Here is a 17,381-nt window from a genome sequence, read left to right as displayed (position 1 = left end):
TTCTCAGTTAGTAATGTGTTGGCTCAACCAGCCATTGCCGCCTTGACCGCAGCAATGGCATCATTCGCCTTCGACCCGTCCGGGCCACCTGCCTGAGCCATATCTGGACGACCGCCGCCGCCCTGCCCGCCAATGGCGGAAGACGCGGCCCGAACCAGATCCACAGCCGAGAACCGCTCCTTCAGATCATCGGTAACGCCAACCACAACGCTGGCCTTGCCATCGTCTGCGGTACCAACAAACACGACGACACCCGACCCAAGGGTTTTCTTGCCCTCATCTGCCAGCGGCTTCAGATCGCGCGGCGTAACGCCGGAAACGACACGCCCGAGGAAACCCACGCCAGAGACCGTCTCCGCCTCGCTAGCCGCGCCACCGGCACTTCCGCCTCCCAAAGCAAGCTGGCGGCGTGCCTCAGCGAGTTCACGCTCCATCTTCTTGCGCTCTTCCAGCACAGCTTCAAGACGCGTGACGACGTCAGCGGGCGCGACCTTCAACACCGCTGCGGCGGCCTTGAGCCTGCGCTCCTGCTCATCGAGATAACGGCGAGCCGCATCCCCGGTGAGAGCTTCGATACGACGCACGCCCGCCGCGACGGCACCTTCGGAAACCACGCGGACCAAACCGATGTCACCGGTCGACGAGACGTGAGTTCCGCCGCACAGTTCGACGGAATAGGCCTTGCCTTCCTTGTCGCCGTGAAGCGCAGTTCCCATGCGCACGACACGAACTTCATCACCGTATTTTTCGCCGAACAAAGCCATTGCACCCTCAGCAATGGCATCATCCACTGCCATCAGGCGCGTCGAGACCTCGGCATTCTGAAGGACGATCTCGTTGGCATAGCTTTCGATAACATCGAGCTCTTCCTGCGAAATCGGCTTTGGATGGGAGAAGTCGAATCGCAGACGCTCGGCCGATACCAGCGATCCCTTTTGGGCAACGTGGGTACCCAGAACCTCGCGCAGCGCTTCGTGCATCAGATGGGTCGCAGAGTGATTGGCGCGGATCTTTGCACGACGCGCATGATCTACCCTCATCTCGACGGCATCACCAACGCTGACAGTCCCGGAACGCATTTTTCCGGAGTGAATGAAGAGCCCGTCTGCCTTCTTCTGCGTGTCCACGATCTCGACCGAGAAGCCTTCACCGGTGAAGATGCCGGTGTCGCCGACCTGACCACCGGATTCGCCGTAGAACGGCGTCTGGTTGACAATGACGAATACGCTTTCGCCCTCGCCGGCCTCAGCAACCTCCGCACCGTCCTTGAGGAGGGCTGTAACCACGCCCTCGGCCTTCTCGGTGTCGTATCCCAAAAACTCGGTTGCACCGAGGCGATCGCGTAGACCAAACCAGACCGTTTCCGTCGCTGCCTCGCCGGAGCCGGCCCAATTCGCACGTGCCTCGGCCTTCTGGCGCTCCATGGCGGATGCGAAGCCATCCGTGTCAACCTGGATACCGCGCTGACGCAGAGCGTCCTGCGTCAGATCAAGGGGGAAACCGTAGGTGTCATAAAGCTTGAACGCAGTTTCGCCATCGAGGCGAGCGCCCTCATCCATGCCCTCAGTCGCATCTGCGAGAAGCCCCAGACCACGCGCAAGCGTCTTTCGGAAGCGTGTTTCTTCCAGCTTCAGCGTCTCGGTGATGAGTGCTTCCGCCCGCACCAGTTCAGGGTAGGCCTGCCCCATCTCCCGGATTAGCGCGGGAACGAGACGATGCATCAAAGGATCGCCAGCACCCAGCAGCTGCGCATGGCGCATGGCGCGACGCATGATGCGGCGAAGCACATAGCCACGACCTTCATTCGATGGGAGAACGCCATCAGCGATCAGGAAGCAGGAAGACCGCAGATGGTCAGCGATCACGCGGAACGAGGCGACATTGGACGCATCCGGGCCCTTGCCTATAGCAGAGGCCGTTGCATCGATCAGGTGTCGGAATAGATCGGTTTCAAAGACGCTCTCGACGCCCTGCAGGATCGATGCCATGCGCTCGAGGCCCATGCCGGTGTCGATCGACGGACGCGGTAGGTCGACCCGCTCCTCCTTGGTGATCTGCTCGTACTGCATGAAGACGAGGTTCCAGAACTCAAGGAACCTGTCGCCATCCTCCTCCGGACTTCCGGGAGGCCCCCCCCAGATGTGCTCGCCGCGATCAATGAAGATCTCGGAGCAAGGTCCGCAAGGACCGGTGTCACCCATCGCCCAGAAATTATCACTGGTCGGAATCCGGATGATCTTGTCATCGGAGAAACCGGCAATCTTTTTCCACAGATCCGCCGCCTCATCGTCGGTGTGATAGACGGTGACGAGAAGCTTGTCTTTCGGAAGACCAAATTCCGTGGTGATCAGTTTCCAGGCCAACTCGATGGCGTCGGCTTTGAAGTAATCCCCGAACGAAAAATTGCCGAGCATCTCGAAAAAAGTGAGATGGCGGGCGGTGTAACCAACATTGTCGAGGTCGTTATGCTTTCCACCAGCGCGGACGCTCTTCTGCGCAGTCGAGGCACGCGAATAGGGACGTGATTCAAGCCCGGTAAAAACGTTCTTGAACTGAACCATACCCGCATTGGTGAACATCAATGTCGGGTCATTGCGCGGAACCAATGGGCTCGACGCTACAATTTCATGCCCGTTCTTGCGGAAGTAGTCGAGAAAAGTCGACCGAATTTCGTTGACGCCACCACTCATGCCGATGCCTTCAGGTAGAGCGGCCGCACCCCTTGCGGCCGAAAGGAAAGGCCTTTTAACGTCCAGCACTCAAGCTGTCCAGAAATCCGGATGAATACAGTCAATCCCCACATGAAAAGGCCGCCGGAGTGCTTCCAGCGGCCCAATCTCAGCTTCAACCGACGAACAAGAGGCTAGATCGCGGCCGCATCGTCCGCATCGTTGCCATCCTGATCTCCCGGACCGCCATTTTCGAGGAACTTTTCTGCAATCAGACCAGCGCTCTGACGAAGCATAAGTTCGATTTCGCCCATCACCTCAGGATTTTCGCGCAGGAAGTTCTTGGCATTCTCACGTCCCTGACCAAGACGCTGAGAATTGTAGGAGAACCAGGCACCCGACTTCTCGACGATGCCAGCCTTGACGCCGAGATCGATGATCTCACCCGTCTTGGAGACGCCCTCCCCATACATGATGTCGAATTCGACCTGCTTGAAGGGAGGAGCCAGCTTGTTCTTCACCACCTTGATGCGGGTCTGGTTGCCCACCACCTCGTCGCGATCCTTGACCGCGCCGATGCGACGAATATCCAGACGGACCGAAGCATAGAACTTCAGCGCATTACCGCCCGTGGTCGTCTCTGGTGACCCGAACATCACACCAATCTTCATGCGGATCTGATTGATGAAGATCACCATGGTGTTGGAACGCGAGATCGACGCGGTCAGCTTGCGCAGAGCCTGGCTCATGAGGCGAGCCTGAAGACCCGGCAGCGAATCTCCCATCTCACCTTCAATTTCCGCACGGGGGGTAAGTGCGGCGACCGAGTCGACCACCAGAACGTCGATGGCGCCCGAGCGGACCAGGGTGTCGCAGATCTCCAACGCCTGCTCGCCAGTATCAGGCTGCGAGATAAGCAGATTTTCGAGATCGACACCGAGTTTGCGCGCGTAGACCGGATCAAGGGCGTGCTCGGCGTCAACGAAGGCGCAGATACCGCCCTTTTTCTGGGCTTCAGCAATTGTGTGAAGCGCCATGGTCGTCTTACCGGAGCTTTCCGGACCGTAAATCTCGATGATACGTCCCTTCGGCAAACCGCCAACACCGAGCGCGATATCAAGGCTGAGCGAGCCCGTCGAAACGGTTTCGATCTCGACCACCTGCTCGTTCGCGCCGAGCCGCATGATCGAGCCCTTGCCGAAAGCGCGCTCGATTTGCGAGAGCGCTGCATCCAGAGCCTTGGATTTATCCACTGAACCGTCCTCAACAAGCCGTAATGTGTTCTGCGCCATGATACCTTACCCCTTGATGGACCGCGAAGCCGGATGTCTTGTGTCCAATGGTTTTTTGTACTGCATTTGTTCCAATTTCGCAAGAGCACTAACTCATTGGAATAAATGCGGTATCAATTTTTGTTCTCTATTTGTCTTTGAAAGGTGCGTCTGCATGCGGCGATAAGCGCCCTCCTGGGCGTGGAAAAATCCGCGCCGCGCCGACCATACGTGCCATTGCGACCGGGGGTGCTCATCACTAGGCTGTGCCTGCGAATTAGCCGGACGGATCGGTGATGCAAAGACCAAACCTTTTCGGTTGCGGTGCAGCTCACATTGACCGACGCGCCCGAAGCTTTGAGCCCCTAAGATCGGGGGCGTCGAACCCGGGCACGTTACGTGAGGAAGTCGGTGGTGGAGCGTTAAATGCAGCGCGCAACGCGAAGCGTCATGGGGCGGATGTCAGCCTGATGTCAGTCCGCGGCGGCGATATGATCGGCGATCTCGTAGGCAGTTCACTCGACAGATGGTCGATCCACGATCTTTCAGCAGTCTTTCTCGACCGTAGCACTCCGAGTTACACGGCTCTGCTCGACCACCAAGGCGAACTCGTCTCAGCCGTAGCTGATATGGCGCTCTACGACCTCGCATTCGCCAAGCAGTTGCGCCGCCGAAAGATCCGCGATGCTATCGATGCCGCCGACGCGGTGCTCTGCGATGCCAATATGCCGACTGACGCTCTCGAGCGTCTTGTACAAAGCGCAGGAGAACGTCCCGTCTTCGCAATTGCCGTGTCACCGGGAAAAGTAAGACGTCTCGAGCCTGTCCTGCCCGCCCTGTCCTGTCTTTTCATGAACCGCCTCGAAACACTTGCCTTATCGGGCATGTCATCCTTGCCCCAGGCGATGGTTGCGCTACGAAATTCAGGACTAAGGCGCGGAGTTATCACCGCTGGCGAGGCTGATACGATCATGTTCGACGATAGCGGGTGCTATTCGCTGCGACCTCCGCGATCTGATGCAGTCGTTGACGTGACTGGTGCCGGGGACGCTCTTGCGGGTGCTGCAACGGCAGCATTGATATCAGACTGCGCATTTCCGGAAGCGGTTCGCCGGGGAATCGCGGCGTCGACACTTACAATCGCTGCGGAAAGCTGCGTGGCAGACTATGACGACCAGACGTTCGAGGTCGTCCTCGCGAGTGTCGGCGCTCCGCAACGTTTCACGGAAATCGGGATCAACCGTTAGGGGCTGCGCTACATGTCTTCCAGGCACATCGATATTTCCCCCAAGGTGCAGGATGCACTTTCGCGCAGACGGCCTGTCGTTGCGCTTGAAAGCACCATCATAACGCACGGCATGCCCTGCCCTGAAAACCTAGAAATGGCGGATCGGGTTGAGCGGATCATTGAAGAAGAAGGCGTAACTCCGGCAACGATCGCTGTGCTCGACGGCGTCATCAAGGTCGGGTTGTCGCAAGCGGAAAAAGACCAACTCGCCCAATCATCGAACGCGATGAAGCTCTCCCGTGCCGACCTCGCCTTCGCTGTTTCGCAAAACCGCACCGGCGGGACGACGGTCGCGGCAACGATGATTGCTGCCCATCTTGCCGGAATCAAAGTGTTCGCAACCGGCGGCATCGGAGGCGTTCACATCGGCGCGGCTACCAGCTTCGACATCTCGGCCGATCTTGATGAACTGGCGCGAACGCCAGTCATTGTCGTCTCAGCTGGCGCAAAGGCGATTCTGGACATCGGGAAGACCCTGGAGGTGCTTGAGACGCGAGGGGTGCCGGTTATTGGCTATCAGACAGACACAATGCCCGCGTTCTGGTCTCGCCAATCGCCCTACCCTGCGCCGCTACGCCTGGATGACGTCAGCGCGATCGCCAGCTTCTTCCGTACCAGAGAGGATCTGCAACTGGGCGGCGGCGTGCTTATTGCCAATCCGGTCCCGGAAACCCACGAAATTGCGGCAGCGGATATGAAAGGCATCATCGAGGCGGCACACCGCCTGGCTCACGAAAATGGCGTGAGCGGCAAGGCCGTCACGCCATTTTTGCTCAGCACCATATTGGAGCTAACCGCAGGCCGCAGCCTCGTCACCAACATCGCACTTGTCGAAAACAATGCCCGTCTGGCGGCGAGGATTGCGGCTTCCCTGGCGGCTTAGCTGAATGGGGTCAGATGGATCTCGACGCGGCGATTCTGCGCGCGGCCGTCTGCAGTCGCATTGGTCGCGATGGGCTGCGAGGGGCCGAAGCCACGAATCTGGAAGCGGCGGCTGTCGACGCCACCCTGTGCCAGGAAGCGCGCAACTGAATCAGCACGGCGCTCTGAAAGGGTCTGGTTGTGCTGCAGACCACCCGTCGAGTCGGTGTGACCGTTAATGTCGACATAGGTTCGGTTGTATTTGTTCAGAACCAGCGCCACCGCATTCAGCGTCTCGTAGAAAGCTGGCACGACATCGTACTGATCGCTCGCGAAGGTGATGTTCGACGGCATATTGAGGATAATCTGATCGCCGACGCGGCTGACCGATACGCCCGTACCCTGGAGGTAGCGGCGAAGTTCAGCTTCCTGCTGATCCATGTAGCCGCCTATCGCGCCACCCGCCAACGCCCCGACACCTGCACCGATCAGCGCGTTTCGGCGATCATCACCGCCAGCCAGCAGACCCACGCCCGCACCGGCAAGCGCACCGATGGCAGCGCCGCCCGCCATGTTCGAAACTTTCTGCTGTCCAGTATAAGGGTCGGTCGTGCAGCCGGCCAGAAATACGGCACCAGTCAGTGCCAGAACGATCTTCTTCATAGGAAATCCCTCTCCTGAATATGCCCGGCCGCGCTACAGGTTAGCCTGCTGAATCGCGCCCTGTTGGCGCTTGTACCACAGATTGCGGCGAAAAGCGGACCATAGCCTTAGTGCCAGTCGCACTAGCGCAGAACGAGCGATTTGCGCAGCGCCAAGGTCACCAGCATTGCCGCGCACGCAATCCCTGCGCCTATCTGGAACGGTAGCTGCGAACCACCGGTGGTCCAAAGCCAACCGGCAGCCAGATTTCCAACCAGAACCACAACGCCTGTAACCATGTTGAAGGTACCGAAAGCGCTACCTTTCAGACACGCTGACGTCTTTACCGCAATCAGAGCGCCGAGCAGGCCCTGAGAAAAGCCCATATGCAGCCCCCAGAATATCGTGCCTGCCAGGAAAAGTGGGACGTTATCCGCCACTGACAGCAGCAAATGAGCCAGGCCCAGAAATGCGAGGCTGGTAGCCAGCAGGCCCGCAGCGCCCACCCGATCTGCAATCTTGCCAACCGGGTAGGCGGCCAGCCCGTAAACGGCGTGCATCACGACCATCGCGAGCGGGACATAGGCGGGAGAGAAGCCTGCATCCAGCGACTTCAGCAGAACAAATGCCTCACTGAAGCGGGCCAACATGATCAATCCTGCCAAACCGATCACCGTCCAGACGCCGCGATTCAAAGAGATTGCTCTCCTTAAGCTGAAAGCCTCACTTTTCGCATCCAGACCTTGAGCGGGCTCTCGCACAAACAGCACCAACACGCCAATCGCCAGCGCAGCGGGTACCGCTGCCCACCAAAAGACGGCAGCGATATCACCAGCAAGGATCAGCATCAGCGCGACAGCAATTAACGGCCCCAGAAAACCTCCGACAGTGTCGAGCGACTTGCGCAAGCCGAAAGCTGCTCCCCGAATCTCCGCCGGCGACACTGCGGCGATAATCGCGTCACGTGGAGTACCGCGGATGCCCTTTCCGACCCGGTCCATCGCCTTTGCGAGAACAATTTGGTCAATGGTTGCGGCGAGTGGAAATATCAATCGGGAAAGCGCCCCTAAACCGTAGCCCAAAACTGCAAGAGGTTTCGCCCGGTGGCTCCAATCCACAAAATAACCGGAGAACAACTTCGTGGCGGTCGCGATAAATACAGAAAAGCCTTCGATGAAGCCGATTGCCAGCGCGGAAGCTCCGAGCCCGCTCACCAGGTAGAGCGGTAAAAGCGTCGTGATCATCTCTGAAGAGATGTCCATGAGGAGGCTCACCAGGCCAAGCATCCACACCGTCCGCGGAACTCGGAAAGCTATAGCGTCTTGGGCGGGCATCAGGATCAAACACCATGATCAACGGGATACCGGCGCTATGGCACAATAGATCCAGGCGGACAACGCCAACACGAGGATGGACGTACGATCAGCTTTGGGGCATGACGCGGCGTCATCTGCCGTTTCAGTCGGCGGATTAATTTTTGTGATTTGTTATTTGGGGGGAATCCTCGTGAAACGCTCTCTCTTGGCGCTTGCAATTCTCGGCGCGTCACTCAGCTCGGCCCAGGCTTTTACGGCAGGCGACTGGGTTCTTGGCCGTTTCCAAGACGGTAACTACTGGTTTCCGGGCGTGGTTCAGTCTGTCAAAGGCTCAAACATCATAGTCGTCTACGATGACGGCGACCGCGAAGTTCTTAATCGCCGGAGCGTCCGTCCGTACGATTGGAAGATCGGCAGCCAAATTGAATGCAACTACCGCGGCGCGGGCGACTGGTACGCTGGCAAGATCACCTCGCTTGGGGGTGAGAACCTCGCCATCATTTATGAAGATGGTGACAAGGAGAGAACAACCACTGCTTTCTGCCGTTCGCGCTAAAGCATTTCTTTATTTCAGACGTCACAGCTCGGCCCTTTCACTGGCCGGGCTGTTTTTATATGCAGTAGGCCCAGGCTCCCCTCCGACACTGCGATATAGTACCTATATCCTGCTGAACCTCATTCCTTCAGGAGCAGAGCGGAGAGACGCTTGAGCAAATTTCTGTCCTTCACCGCAGTAGCATTGGCAGCGACTCTTTCCAGCTTTGGCGCTCTCGCCAAGGAGGTCGGCAAGGTTGGTGTCGATTGGCTCGGCAACGACATCGTCATTGAGGCGATCGCAGATCCGAAGATCGCAGGGGTCACCTGCCACGTCACCTATTTTGAACGCGGGATCATCGACCGCCTGCAAAAAGGCAACTGGTTTGAAGACCCGTCCAACAACGCGATCTCCTGCAGCCAGACAGGGCCGATCGTCATTGGCGACATTGAGCTGAGGAAAAGCGGCGAGGAGGTGTTTCAGCAGCGCCAATCGCTAATCTGGAAAAGCGTGGTCGTGAAGCGTATCTACGACAAAGACAACAATACGTTGATCTACTTGTCGCATTCGCGCCAAGTTCAAGACGGCTCGGCTAAAATGGCTGTCTCAACAGTACCGCTTTTTGGTCAGGATGTTACCTGGAAAGACGGCGCGCCCTGATCAGGATTGAGGCCAAGGAGCGCGCCATCGACGCGCTCCCAACCGATTGCTAGTAGAGAGACCCGTATTTCTGAAGAGCTGAACGATACTCTTCATAGATGGCGTCCGGATCCTGCCCCGCCTTACGCACGTCTTCCTTCCACTGGTCAACAAGCGGAGCTGCTGCTTCGCGCCAGAGTGCGATTTCATCCTCGGTTGGCTGGTAGAGGATGTGGGTGCCTGAATCGATCATCTTCTGGCGACCAGAACGTTCGTTCTCGGCCCAGCCTGCTGAAAATTTCTGCGACCATTCCGGTGTGCAGTGTTCGTCGATCACCTTGCGGTTTTCGTCGGACAGCCCGTCATACGCGCCGCGGTTGATCAGTAGCAGCTGGTTCGAAATGTAGAACGGGAAGTCGAGATGGTGGTTCACGACCGGATCGATCCCGAAAATATAGACGGAATTCCACGGGAAGGTGATCGCGTCAGCCATACCCTTCGAGATGGCATCGCGAGCTTCGTTGGCGGGAACCTGCACACTGGAACCGCCGAGCAGAGACACGAACCGCGCCATCGTGGCGTGGGCCGCCCGGATATTCTTGCCCTTGATATCGGCAGGAACCTTGATCTCTGTGTTTGCATGAATGGTGCCAGGATCGTGCGGGTTTGTCAGGCAGAACTTGACGTCCGGCATCTCGATTTCGGCGTACTTAGCGTACCACTCGTGGATAGCGCCAGACCCGTTATCGACTTCCCGAACGTGGAACGGGACCTCAATGAGGCTATAGATTGGAAAACGCCCGGCCTGATAACCTGGGTTGACGTAGCCAATGTCGGCAATGCCGTCCCTGGCCATGTCGTAGTGATCTGCGGCTGACCCGAGTTGAGCAGCCGGAAAGATGTTGATCTTGATGCGGCCGTCCGAGGCCTTGCTGACGGAGTCTGCCCACTCTGCGATCCCGCCTGTATGCATCGGGTGCGTCGGTGGCAGCCAGTGCGCCAGGCTGAACTCAACCTCCGCTGCCTTCACCGGCAAAACGGATGCAGCTAACAAAGCGGCCAAGGCCACTGATGTACGTCGTATCATTATGTTCCTCCCAAAACCGACCGCGACATCTCCTCCTGCCCGACCGTATGAAAGGATTGTTATCTTATTGAACTATTGTCAATACTCGGCAATAATCGACCTATCTTCTGATCAATCACACTTACCGACAACACGACCCAGAGCAACTCTCCGACCTGACCTTCAACCTCTGAAGTAGAAGATAAGGAAGAACCGCAGCGGGCTCGCTAAACCAGCTCCACATCCACGACGCCCGCAACTGCCTTCATCGCGGAGGCGAGCTGAGGTGAAAGACGGTATCGGTTCGGAAGCTCAACTTCGATCTCGCCTTCGCCATCCGGCTTGAGCACGATGAAGGATATCTGTCCCTCGCCGCGTGTCGCCAACTGCCCTGCGATAACGTCCAGCGGCCCCGGATCCCGGACAAAAATGCGCATCTGCCGTTGAACACGTGACGCTTCAGTATCGAGATCCTGTGCTGTCTGGATGCGCAGATTCACGCCTTCGGGTCGATCTTCTGCTGCCACCGTGATCACAACGGAACGGCCGGCCTCCAACATGTCCCGGTATTGCGCGAGGGTCTCAGAGAACATCACGGCCTCGAACTGACCGGTGGTGTCCGACAGGTTGACGATGCCCATCTTGTTGCCGGTTCGAGTGTTTCGCTCCTGCTTGGCTGTAATCGTTCCGGCAAGGCGCCCGGCAGTGGCACCTCGCTTCACTGCCGCCTGGAAATCCGTCCAGTTCTGCACGCGCATCTTTTCAAGCACGCCGCGATACTCGTCGAGCGGATGTGCCGACAGATAGAAACCGATGGCGGCGAATTCGCGATGCAGCTTGTCCGCAGCCGTCCACGGCTCGCAGGCTGGCAGAACCAGCTTTTCGGTCGGTCCGCCCCCCATGCCAAAAATGTCAGCCTGCCCGGATGCGGCATTCTCCTGGGCCCGCGCCGCCATACCCATCATTCTTTCGAGGCCGGCGAACAGCTGCGCACGGTCATAGCCGAAGCAGTCAAACGCTCCTGCAGATATCAGGCTTTCGAAAACTCGCTTGCCAACGATCCGTGGATCGATGCGTGAGCAAAAGTCTTCCAGCGACTCGAACTGCTTCTCTTTGCGCTTTTCGACGATGTGATCGACTGCAGCTTCGCCCACGCCCTTGATCGCAGCCAGCGAATAATAGATGCAGTTCTCCCCGACTTCGAAGGCACGATAGGAAGTCTTGACGGAAGGCGGGACAACTTGAATCCCCAACCGCATCGCATCAGCGCGGAAGTCAGAGAGCTTGTCCGTATTGTTCATGTCGAGCGTCATTGACGCTGCCAGGAACTCCACGGGGTAATGCGCCTTCAGATATGCGGTCTGATAGGAGACGATCGCATATGCCGCGGCGTGAGATTTGTTAAAGCCGTAATCCGCGAACTTCGCTAGCAGATCGAAAATCGTATTGGCTTGCGGCTTCGAGACGCCCTTCTCAAGCGCTCCCTTCACGAAACGCTCGCGCTGCTTGTCCATCTCAGCGCGAATTTTCTTACCCATGGCGCGGCGCAGCAAGTCTGCTTCACCGAGCGAGTAGCCCGACAGAACCTGCGCGATCTGCATCACCTGTTCCTGGTAAACGATAACGCCCTGCGTTTCCTTCACCAGATGGTCGATCATCGGATGGATCGATGCGATCTCTTCTTCGCCGTGCTTGCGCGCATTGTAGACCGGGATGTTCTCCATCGGACCCGGACGATAGAGCGCCACGAGCGCAATGATGTCCTCGATGCAGTCCGGCTTCATGCCGATCAGCGCCTTGCGCATGCCGGCAGATTCCACCTGGAAGATGCCGACCGTTTCGCCCCTTGCCAGCATCTCATACGTCTTCTGATCGTCCAGCGGGATGCTCGCCAGATCGATGTCAACTCCACGCCGTCTGATGAACTTGACCGCAGTATCCAGCGTCGTCAGCGTCTTCAGACCGAGGAAGTCGAATTTTACGAGCCCGGCCTGCTCAACATATTTCATGTTGAACTGCGTCACCGGCATATCGGATCGCGGATCGCGATACATCGGCACGAGTTCGGAAAGCGGACGGTCACCGATCACGATACCTGCGGCGTGCGTCGAGGCGTGGCGATAAAGCCCTTCCAGCTTCATCGCGATGTCGAGCAGGTTCTGGACAACCGGCTCCTTCTCGACCTCTTCGGCAAAGCGCGGCTCGGCGTCGACCGCATCCTTCAGCTTGACCGGGTTGGCCGGGTTCGACGGCACCAGCTTGCACAGCCGGTCGACCTGGCCGTAGGGCATTTGCAGCACGCGGCCCACGTCGCGCAGCACCGCGCGCGCCTGCAGCGTACCAAAGGTGATGATCTGCCCGACCTGATCGCGCCCGTATTTGCGCTGCACATAGCGGATCACCTCTTCGCGGCGATCCTGGCAGAAGTCGATATCAAAGTCCGGCATCGAGACACGATCCGGATTGAGGAAGCGCTCGAACAGCAGAGAGAAACGCAGCGGATCAACGTCGGTAATCGTCAGCGCATAGGCTACGAGCGAGCCTGCACCCGAACCACGGCCCGGCCCGACCGGAATGTCGTGCGCCTTCGCCCACTTGATGAAGTCCGAAACGATGAGGAAGTAGCCCGGAAACTTCATCCGGGTGATGATGCCGATCTCGAATTCGAGACGTTCGCGATAATCCTCGACTGTGTAGCCGTTGGTCGGCCCGTGCGCCGCAAGGCGCTTGTCGAGACCTTCTCGGGCCTGACGCGCCAATTCGTCCGCCTCGGCCTTCACCGCCTCTTCCGGATCCTCCACATCCGCGCCGGTAAAGCGCGGAAGGATCGGTTGCCGGTTACGCGGGTAATAGGAACAGCGACGCGCAATCTCGACCGCGCTCTCCAGTGCCTCCGGCAGATCCGCGAACAAAGCAGCCATCTCGGCCTGGGTACGCAGATAGTGTTCGTCTGTCAGCCGGCGGCGCTCGTCGACCGCTACCACTGAGCCTTCGGCAATCGCCAGCAGCGCGTCATGCGCCTCATAATCTTCCGAGGATGGGAAGAACGCCTCGTTCGTCGCCACGAGCGGCAGGTCATGCTTGTAAGCAAGATCGATAGACGCACTTTCGACGGCACGATCGTAACCGCGCTGGCGCTGCAATTCGACGTAGAGCCGATCACCAAAGACACGCTTGAGGAACACAAGCCGATCCTCGGCCTCAGCAGGGTGGCCACTCTTCAGGCATGCACCAATCGGACCGCGTTCTCCGCCGGTCAGGCAGATGATGCCGTCCGCCAGTTCTTCCAGCCAGTCACGCGTGATATGCGGCGGCTCATCGTCCTTGCCCTGGAGGTAGGAACGGCTGACGAGGCGAACGAGATTGGCGTAGCCATCTTCCGTTGCCGCGATCAGCAACAGAGGCTGCAGAACCGGCCCACCACGGCGATGCTGGCGTGAGGGATCATCCCCTTCCTCAAACCGGCTATCCAGCTGGCAGCCAACGATCGGCTGAACGCCATCCTTGGTCGCCTTCTGGGCAAACTCCAGCGCGCCGAACAGATTGTTGGTGTCGGTGACCGCAATAGCCGGTGCGCGATCTCTCAGCGCGTGGCCAATGATCTTGCCCACCGGCAAAGCGCCTTCCAGCAGGGAATAGGCAGAATGCACCCGCAGGTGGATGAAACGCGTCTTGCCTTCATCGGGCGCCGATGCGCGCTGCGCAGCCCCTACAATCGGGTCGCCTGTCGATGCCATGTCGCTGCCTTTGGCCGCCTGAGGAGAATCTGAGTCCTATTTTCGAGGACCACGCCGATTAAGTCTAGGAGCGACAAAGCCACATGTGGACAGCTTGTGAATGCCAGCCTTTGGCGGGACAAGGCACTACCCTGCCCGCCATTCCTTTAGCGGCTGAACCGCATCAGGGCGTTCTCGAAGGGCAAGCCTTCATCATCGTATTGCCTGCGTGATTGCTCGACAAAGCCAAGCTTTTGATAAAAACGCATTGCCTGTTCATTGGCAGTGTAGACCTCCAGCGATAGCTCGCTCACCAATGTAAGCGCATGTTCTCCCAGCATTCGGCCGATCCCCTGGCTTTGATAGGCTGGAGCGACAAACAGCCCGCCGATAAAATCTCCGAGAAGGCTAACGAAACCGACGGGCACGCCATCACTGCAAGCGACGAATGTTTCCGCCTTTGGCAGATAGACTTTCTCAATCAAGCTTCTCTGCTCGCAAAGCGTTGCCTCGCCAATAAAGGAATGAGCGATGAGTGCGGCTTCGAGCCAGATCTGAGAGAGAGCGTGAGTGTCGGTTTCCGGCGCATAGGCGCGGATGGATATAGGGTTGTTCTTCATGAGAACTCCAGACGGAAAACATGCGTAGAGGTTCGGCGACCCGATGGGTGCCGGCAATTCCGCTTGAGCGGCTCAGCTCAATCCTCTGCGCATGAAGCTCCTTCTGCTATCGGAGTTGCTCTAATTCAGGGGTGCCGCTGGGTCAACAACTCGGCACGATCGTCGCGGCGAATTTCGTGATGTCCGACGGAAGGTACAGAAGCGCTCTCCCCCTCAACCCGCCGCCAGCCTCACCACTTCCTCTCCCTCCGCATCCACCAGCACCAGCTTTCGCTCGGTCTCATCGATGCGGAACGAAGCGGTTTTGCTTAGGGCGTCGAGATATTTCTGCTCGATGTCCATTAGCGCTTCGGCGCAGGCCATTCGGGTTCCGGCCAGAGCGCCAAAGGAGATTTTTTCGCCGTCAATCGTCGCCTGCCCCATGAAGCGATTGCAGCCGCTGTGTCCGGAGGCGCGGCCTTCTTCGTCGATATTGAGCGTTAGCTGCGCATTGTCGATCACGCCGCCGCCCATCACGTCCTCTACTATCCATTCGCGGTGAAGAGTCAGGCTTTCATTCGCCGGTTCGAGAATTTCCGGAGCGTCGGCCATCGCGCGGGAGGCAAGACCGGCAGCAATCAGGCAGGCCCCTGCAATAAGACGCGGCGGGAGATGGTGGTTGTGGTCATAAATGAGGCTCCTCACAATGGACGAACATTCGTATCGGCGATTGTGGCGTAAGCGAGGTTGAGCGAAGCATGCCCTTTCCTCATCAGCCAATCAGAAACCGGCGAGAACAAGTGCGTTTGGCGTCAAAAACACCCCAAAAGGCAGACATTTTTGTGATTTTTTCGGGCAGAAAGGTTGCGCGATGAGGCTCGCCCCCTATGCTTGCACATTCATTGCCCACATTTAGGGGGCGGAATTTTCCACTAGAAATGGAGGTGGGCGGGTGCCCGACACCACGACGACGATCTACTCCGAACTCCCCGATGATGACACGCTTGGCGGCCGGCTTTCGCGAGCCAGAGAAAATGCCCGCATGTCCGCACCACAACTTGCCCGCCGCATTGGCGTACAAGAAAACACGCTCGAAGCGTGGGAACGCGACCGAGATCAGCCGCGCGGAAACCGGCTTTCCATGGTCGCTGGCGTTCTGAATGTCAGCCTTCCCTGGCTGCTCCATGGAATCGGTAAAGGCCCTGCAACCGAAAAGCGCACGGAGTTCGTGCCGCAGCTTTCACAGCAACTCGATCAACTCAAGCGACTGCATCGCCAGACAGCAGACTTGATCGGCCGGCTTGAACGCGACATTACTCGCGCAGCCTCCTGATTTAATACAAATAATTGTAGCTGTTGCCGGGGATGACAAAGGTCTCGGCATCCGCTACACAATAGTCGTCCGGGTTGTATGACCCACCGGCTTGCGGGAGAGAGCAGCACAGCTGCCGCCGAAGGGGAAATCGCCCGAAATCTCTCAGGCAAAAGAACCGCCGCTGGACAGGACACTCTGGAAAGTCGGGACGATCGAACGGTCTCCCGCGCCGAAGGTGTAAGGTCTTTGCCGACAGAGTTCCGGCGGGCCGAGTCTCTCAGGCTTCCGACAGAGGGGCGCGAACGTGCTGCAATCATGCAGTTCGTTAGTGCTTGTCTGGAGGAATGATTTGGACGCCACCAATTCCGGCAATCTGAAAACCCTGCCGCTGCATGAGTTTCACGAGGCCGCCAAGGCCCGTTTCGGCGCATTTGCCGGCTGGAACATGCCGCTGACTTACCCGCTCGGCGTGCTGAAGGAGCATCTTCACACCAGAGAGAAGGCCGGGCTTTTCGACATCTCGCACATGAAGCTGATCGTGGTTTCGGGACCGCAGGCCGCCGATGCAATCGCACGCGCCTGCCCGCTTGCTCCCGAAACGATCAGTCTTGGTCGGTCGAAATACACGTTCCTGCTCAACGATGAGGCAGGTATCGATGACGACATCATCGTCACGCGCCTTGGGGAAAACCGCTATGTCGTGGTCGCCAATGCGGGAAATGCCGCGCAGGACATTGATACGCTGACCAAGGCGGCGTCCGGCTTAGACGCAACCGTCGAACCTCTCGACCGTGTCCTCGTCGCGCTGCAGGGCCCATCGGCCGAAGGCGCGCTGCTGTCAGCCGGACTGGATCTATCCTCGCTCAGCTTCATGCAGGGCATCGAGCCGCGCGAAAACTGGTTCGCCAGCCGCTCGGGCTATACCGGCGAAGATGGCTTCGAGGTCGCGATACCGCTCGAAGAAGCAAAAGACTTCATCGAAAAGCTCCTTGCGCACGAAGATGTCGAGTGGATCGGCCTCGCAGCTCGCGACAGCCTGCGCCTTGAGGCCGGGCTTTGCCTGCACGGCAACGACATCTCCGCATCAACGAACCCGGTGGACGCCGGTTTGATGTGGGCGATCGCCAAATCTCTGCGCGAAAGCGGGACCTTTAACGGCGCGGATGCCCTGCGCGCCGCAATTGCCGCCGGTCCGCAGCACGCCCGCGTTGGTCTCAAGCCAGAAGGCCGTCAGCCTGTCCGTGGTGGCACCGCTCTTATCAATGCCGACGGCAGGACCGTTGGCGAAGTGACGTCGGGCGGTTTTGGACCATCGGTCGGTCATCCAGTTGCCATGGGCTACGTGGAAACGGATCTCGTCGCCCACGGAACCACCGTTTACGCAGAAGTGCGCGGCACCCGCGTCCCGCTGTCTGTCCATCCTCTTCCCTTCACGCAGCATCGCTACCGCAAAGGATAAATGTC

The 17,381-nt window shown here is 58.4% G+C and carries 14 protein-coding genes and 1 riboswitch; of the genes, 6 read left to right on the top strand and 8 right to left on the bottom strand.

Annotation, left to right across the window (positions count from 1 at the left end; all coding sequences use genetic code 11):
- Positions 1–23: 23 nt before the first annotated feature.
- Together alaS and recA are read right to left on the bottom strand one after the other, a co-directional pair.
- Positions 24–2,690: an alanine--tRNA ligase gene (alaS, locus tag IOD40_RS01210; RefSeq protein WP_198473454.1), complete on the bottom strand. Its 2,667-nt coding sequence runs from the start codon at positions 2,688–2,690 to the stop codon at positions 24–26.
- 173 nt (positions 2,691–2,863) lie between these two features.
- Complete coding sequence (gene recA / locus IOD40_RS01205) at positions 2,864–3,961, bottom strand: recombinase RecA (protein WP_198473452.1); 1,098 nt, start codon at positions 3,959–3,961, stop codon at positions 2,864–2,866.
- Positions 3,962–4,236: 275 nt separating this feature from the next.
- Here recA and IOD40_RS01200 point away from each other — a divergent pair, with 275 nt between their 5' ends.
- Complete coding sequence (locus IOD40_RS01200) at positions 4,237–5,187, top strand: PfkB family carbohydrate kinase (RefSeq protein ID WP_210336759.1); 951 nt, start codon at positions 4,237–4,239, stop codon at positions 5,185–5,187.
- A 12-nt stretch (positions 5,188–5,199) separates the two neighbouring features.
- The gene (locus IOD40_RS01195) at positions 5,200–6,111 is read left to right on the top strand and encodes a pseudouridine-5'-phosphate glycosidase (protein ID WP_198473448.1); all 912 of its coding nucleotides are present in this window, start codon (positions 5,200–5,202) and stop codon (positions 6,109–6,111) included.
- Here the strand turns inward: IOD40_RS01195 and IOD40_RS01190 are convergent.
- Both IOD40_RS01190 and IOD40_RS01185 read right to left on the bottom strand, forming a co-directional pair.
- Positions 6,108–6,752 (bottom strand): OmpA family protein, encoded by a 645-nt coding sequence (locus IOD40_RS01190; protein WP_198473446.1) that lies wholly within the window; start codon positions 6,750–6,752, stop codon positions 6,108–6,110. The two genes, IOD40_RS01195 and IOD40_RS01190, sit on opposite strands and share 4 nt — an antisense overlap.
- 122 nt (positions 6,753–6,874) lie before the next feature.
- Positions 6,875–8,017 (bottom strand): MFS transporter, encoded by a 1,143-nt coding sequence (locus tag IOD40_RS01185; protein ID WP_267905039.1) that lies wholly within the window; start codon positions 8,015–8,017, stop codon positions 6,875–6,877.
- A gap of 220 nt (positions 8,018–8,237) precedes the next feature.
- Here IOD40_RS01185 and IOD40_RS01180 point away from each other — a divergent pair, with 220 nt between their 5' ends.
- Positions 8,238–8,603: a tudor domain-containing protein gene (locus IOD40_RS01180; RefSeq protein ID WP_198473442.1), complete on the top strand. Its 366-nt coding sequence runs from the start codon at positions 8,238–8,240 to the stop codon at positions 8,601–8,603.
- A gap of 150 nt (positions 8,604–8,753) precedes the next feature.
- Positions 8,754–9,242: a CreA family protein gene (locus tag IOD40_RS01175; RefSeq protein ID WP_407649042.1), complete on the top strand. Its 489-nt coding sequence runs from the start codon at positions 8,754–8,756 to the stop codon at positions 9,240–9,242.
- Positions 9,243–9,291: 49 nt separating this feature from the next.
- Here the strand turns inward: IOD40_RS01175 and IOD40_RS01170 are convergent, their stop codons facing one another.
- From IOD40_RS01170 to IOD40_RS19925, 4 genes are all read right to left on the bottom strand, one after another.
- Positions 9,292–10,308 carry a TRAP transporter substrate-binding protein gene (locus IOD40_RS01170; protein ID WP_198473440.1) on the bottom strand — a complete coding sequence of 339 codons (1,017 nt, stop codon included), beginning with the start codon at positions 10,306–10,308 and terminating at the stop codon, positions 9,292–9,294.
- Positions 10,309–10,514: 206 nt separating this feature from the next.
- Positions 10,515–14,024 (bottom strand): DNA polymerase III subunit alpha, encoded by a 3,510-nt coding sequence (dnaE, locus tag IOD40_RS01165; RefSeq protein WP_198473438.1) that lies wholly within the window; start codon positions 14,022–14,024, stop codon positions 10,515–10,517.
- Between the two features lie 146 nt (positions 14,025–14,170).
- Entirely contained in the window at positions 14,171–14,623 is a 453-nt protein-coding gene (locus IOD40_RS01160; RefSeq protein WP_198473436.1) for a GNAT family N-acetyltransferase, read from the bottom strand.
- 213 nt (positions 14,624–14,836) lie between these two features.
- Positions 14,837–15,307: an META domain-containing protein gene (locus IOD40_RS19925; RefSeq protein ID WP_198473434.1), complete on the bottom strand. Its 471-nt coding sequence runs from the start codon at positions 15,305–15,307 to the stop codon at positions 14,837–14,839.
- A gap of 247 nt (positions 15,308–15,554) precedes the next feature.
- Between IOD40_RS19925 and IOD40_RS01150 the strand changes: the two genes are divergently transcribed.
- Positions 15,555–15,935: a helix-turn-helix domain-containing protein gene (locus IOD40_RS01150; RefSeq protein ID WP_325099639.1), complete on the top strand. Its 381-nt coding sequence runs from the start codon at positions 15,555–15,557 to the stop codon at positions 15,933–15,935.
- 84 nt (positions 15,936–16,019) lie between these two features.
- Positions 16,020–16,105: riboswitch (glycine riboswitch) on the top strand.
- Between the two features lie 161 nt (positions 16,106–16,266).
- A complete protein-coding gene (gene gcvT / locus IOD40_RS01145; protein WP_198473432.1) occupies positions 16,267–17,376 on the top strand; it encodes a glycine cleavage system aminomethyltransferase GcvT in 1,110 nt (369 codons plus the stop codon).
- The last annotated feature ends 5 nt before the right edge of the window (positions 17,377–17,381 follow it).

The organism is Aquamicrobium zhengzhouense (genome assembly GCF_016124105.1).
GTDB lineage: Bacteria > Pseudomonadota > Alphaproteobacteria > Rhizobiales > Rhizobiaceae > Aerobium > Aerobium zhengzhouense.
The sequence above is the reverse complement of the archived record's forward strand: the minus strand, read 5'-3'. Positions and strand labels throughout refer to the sequence as shown.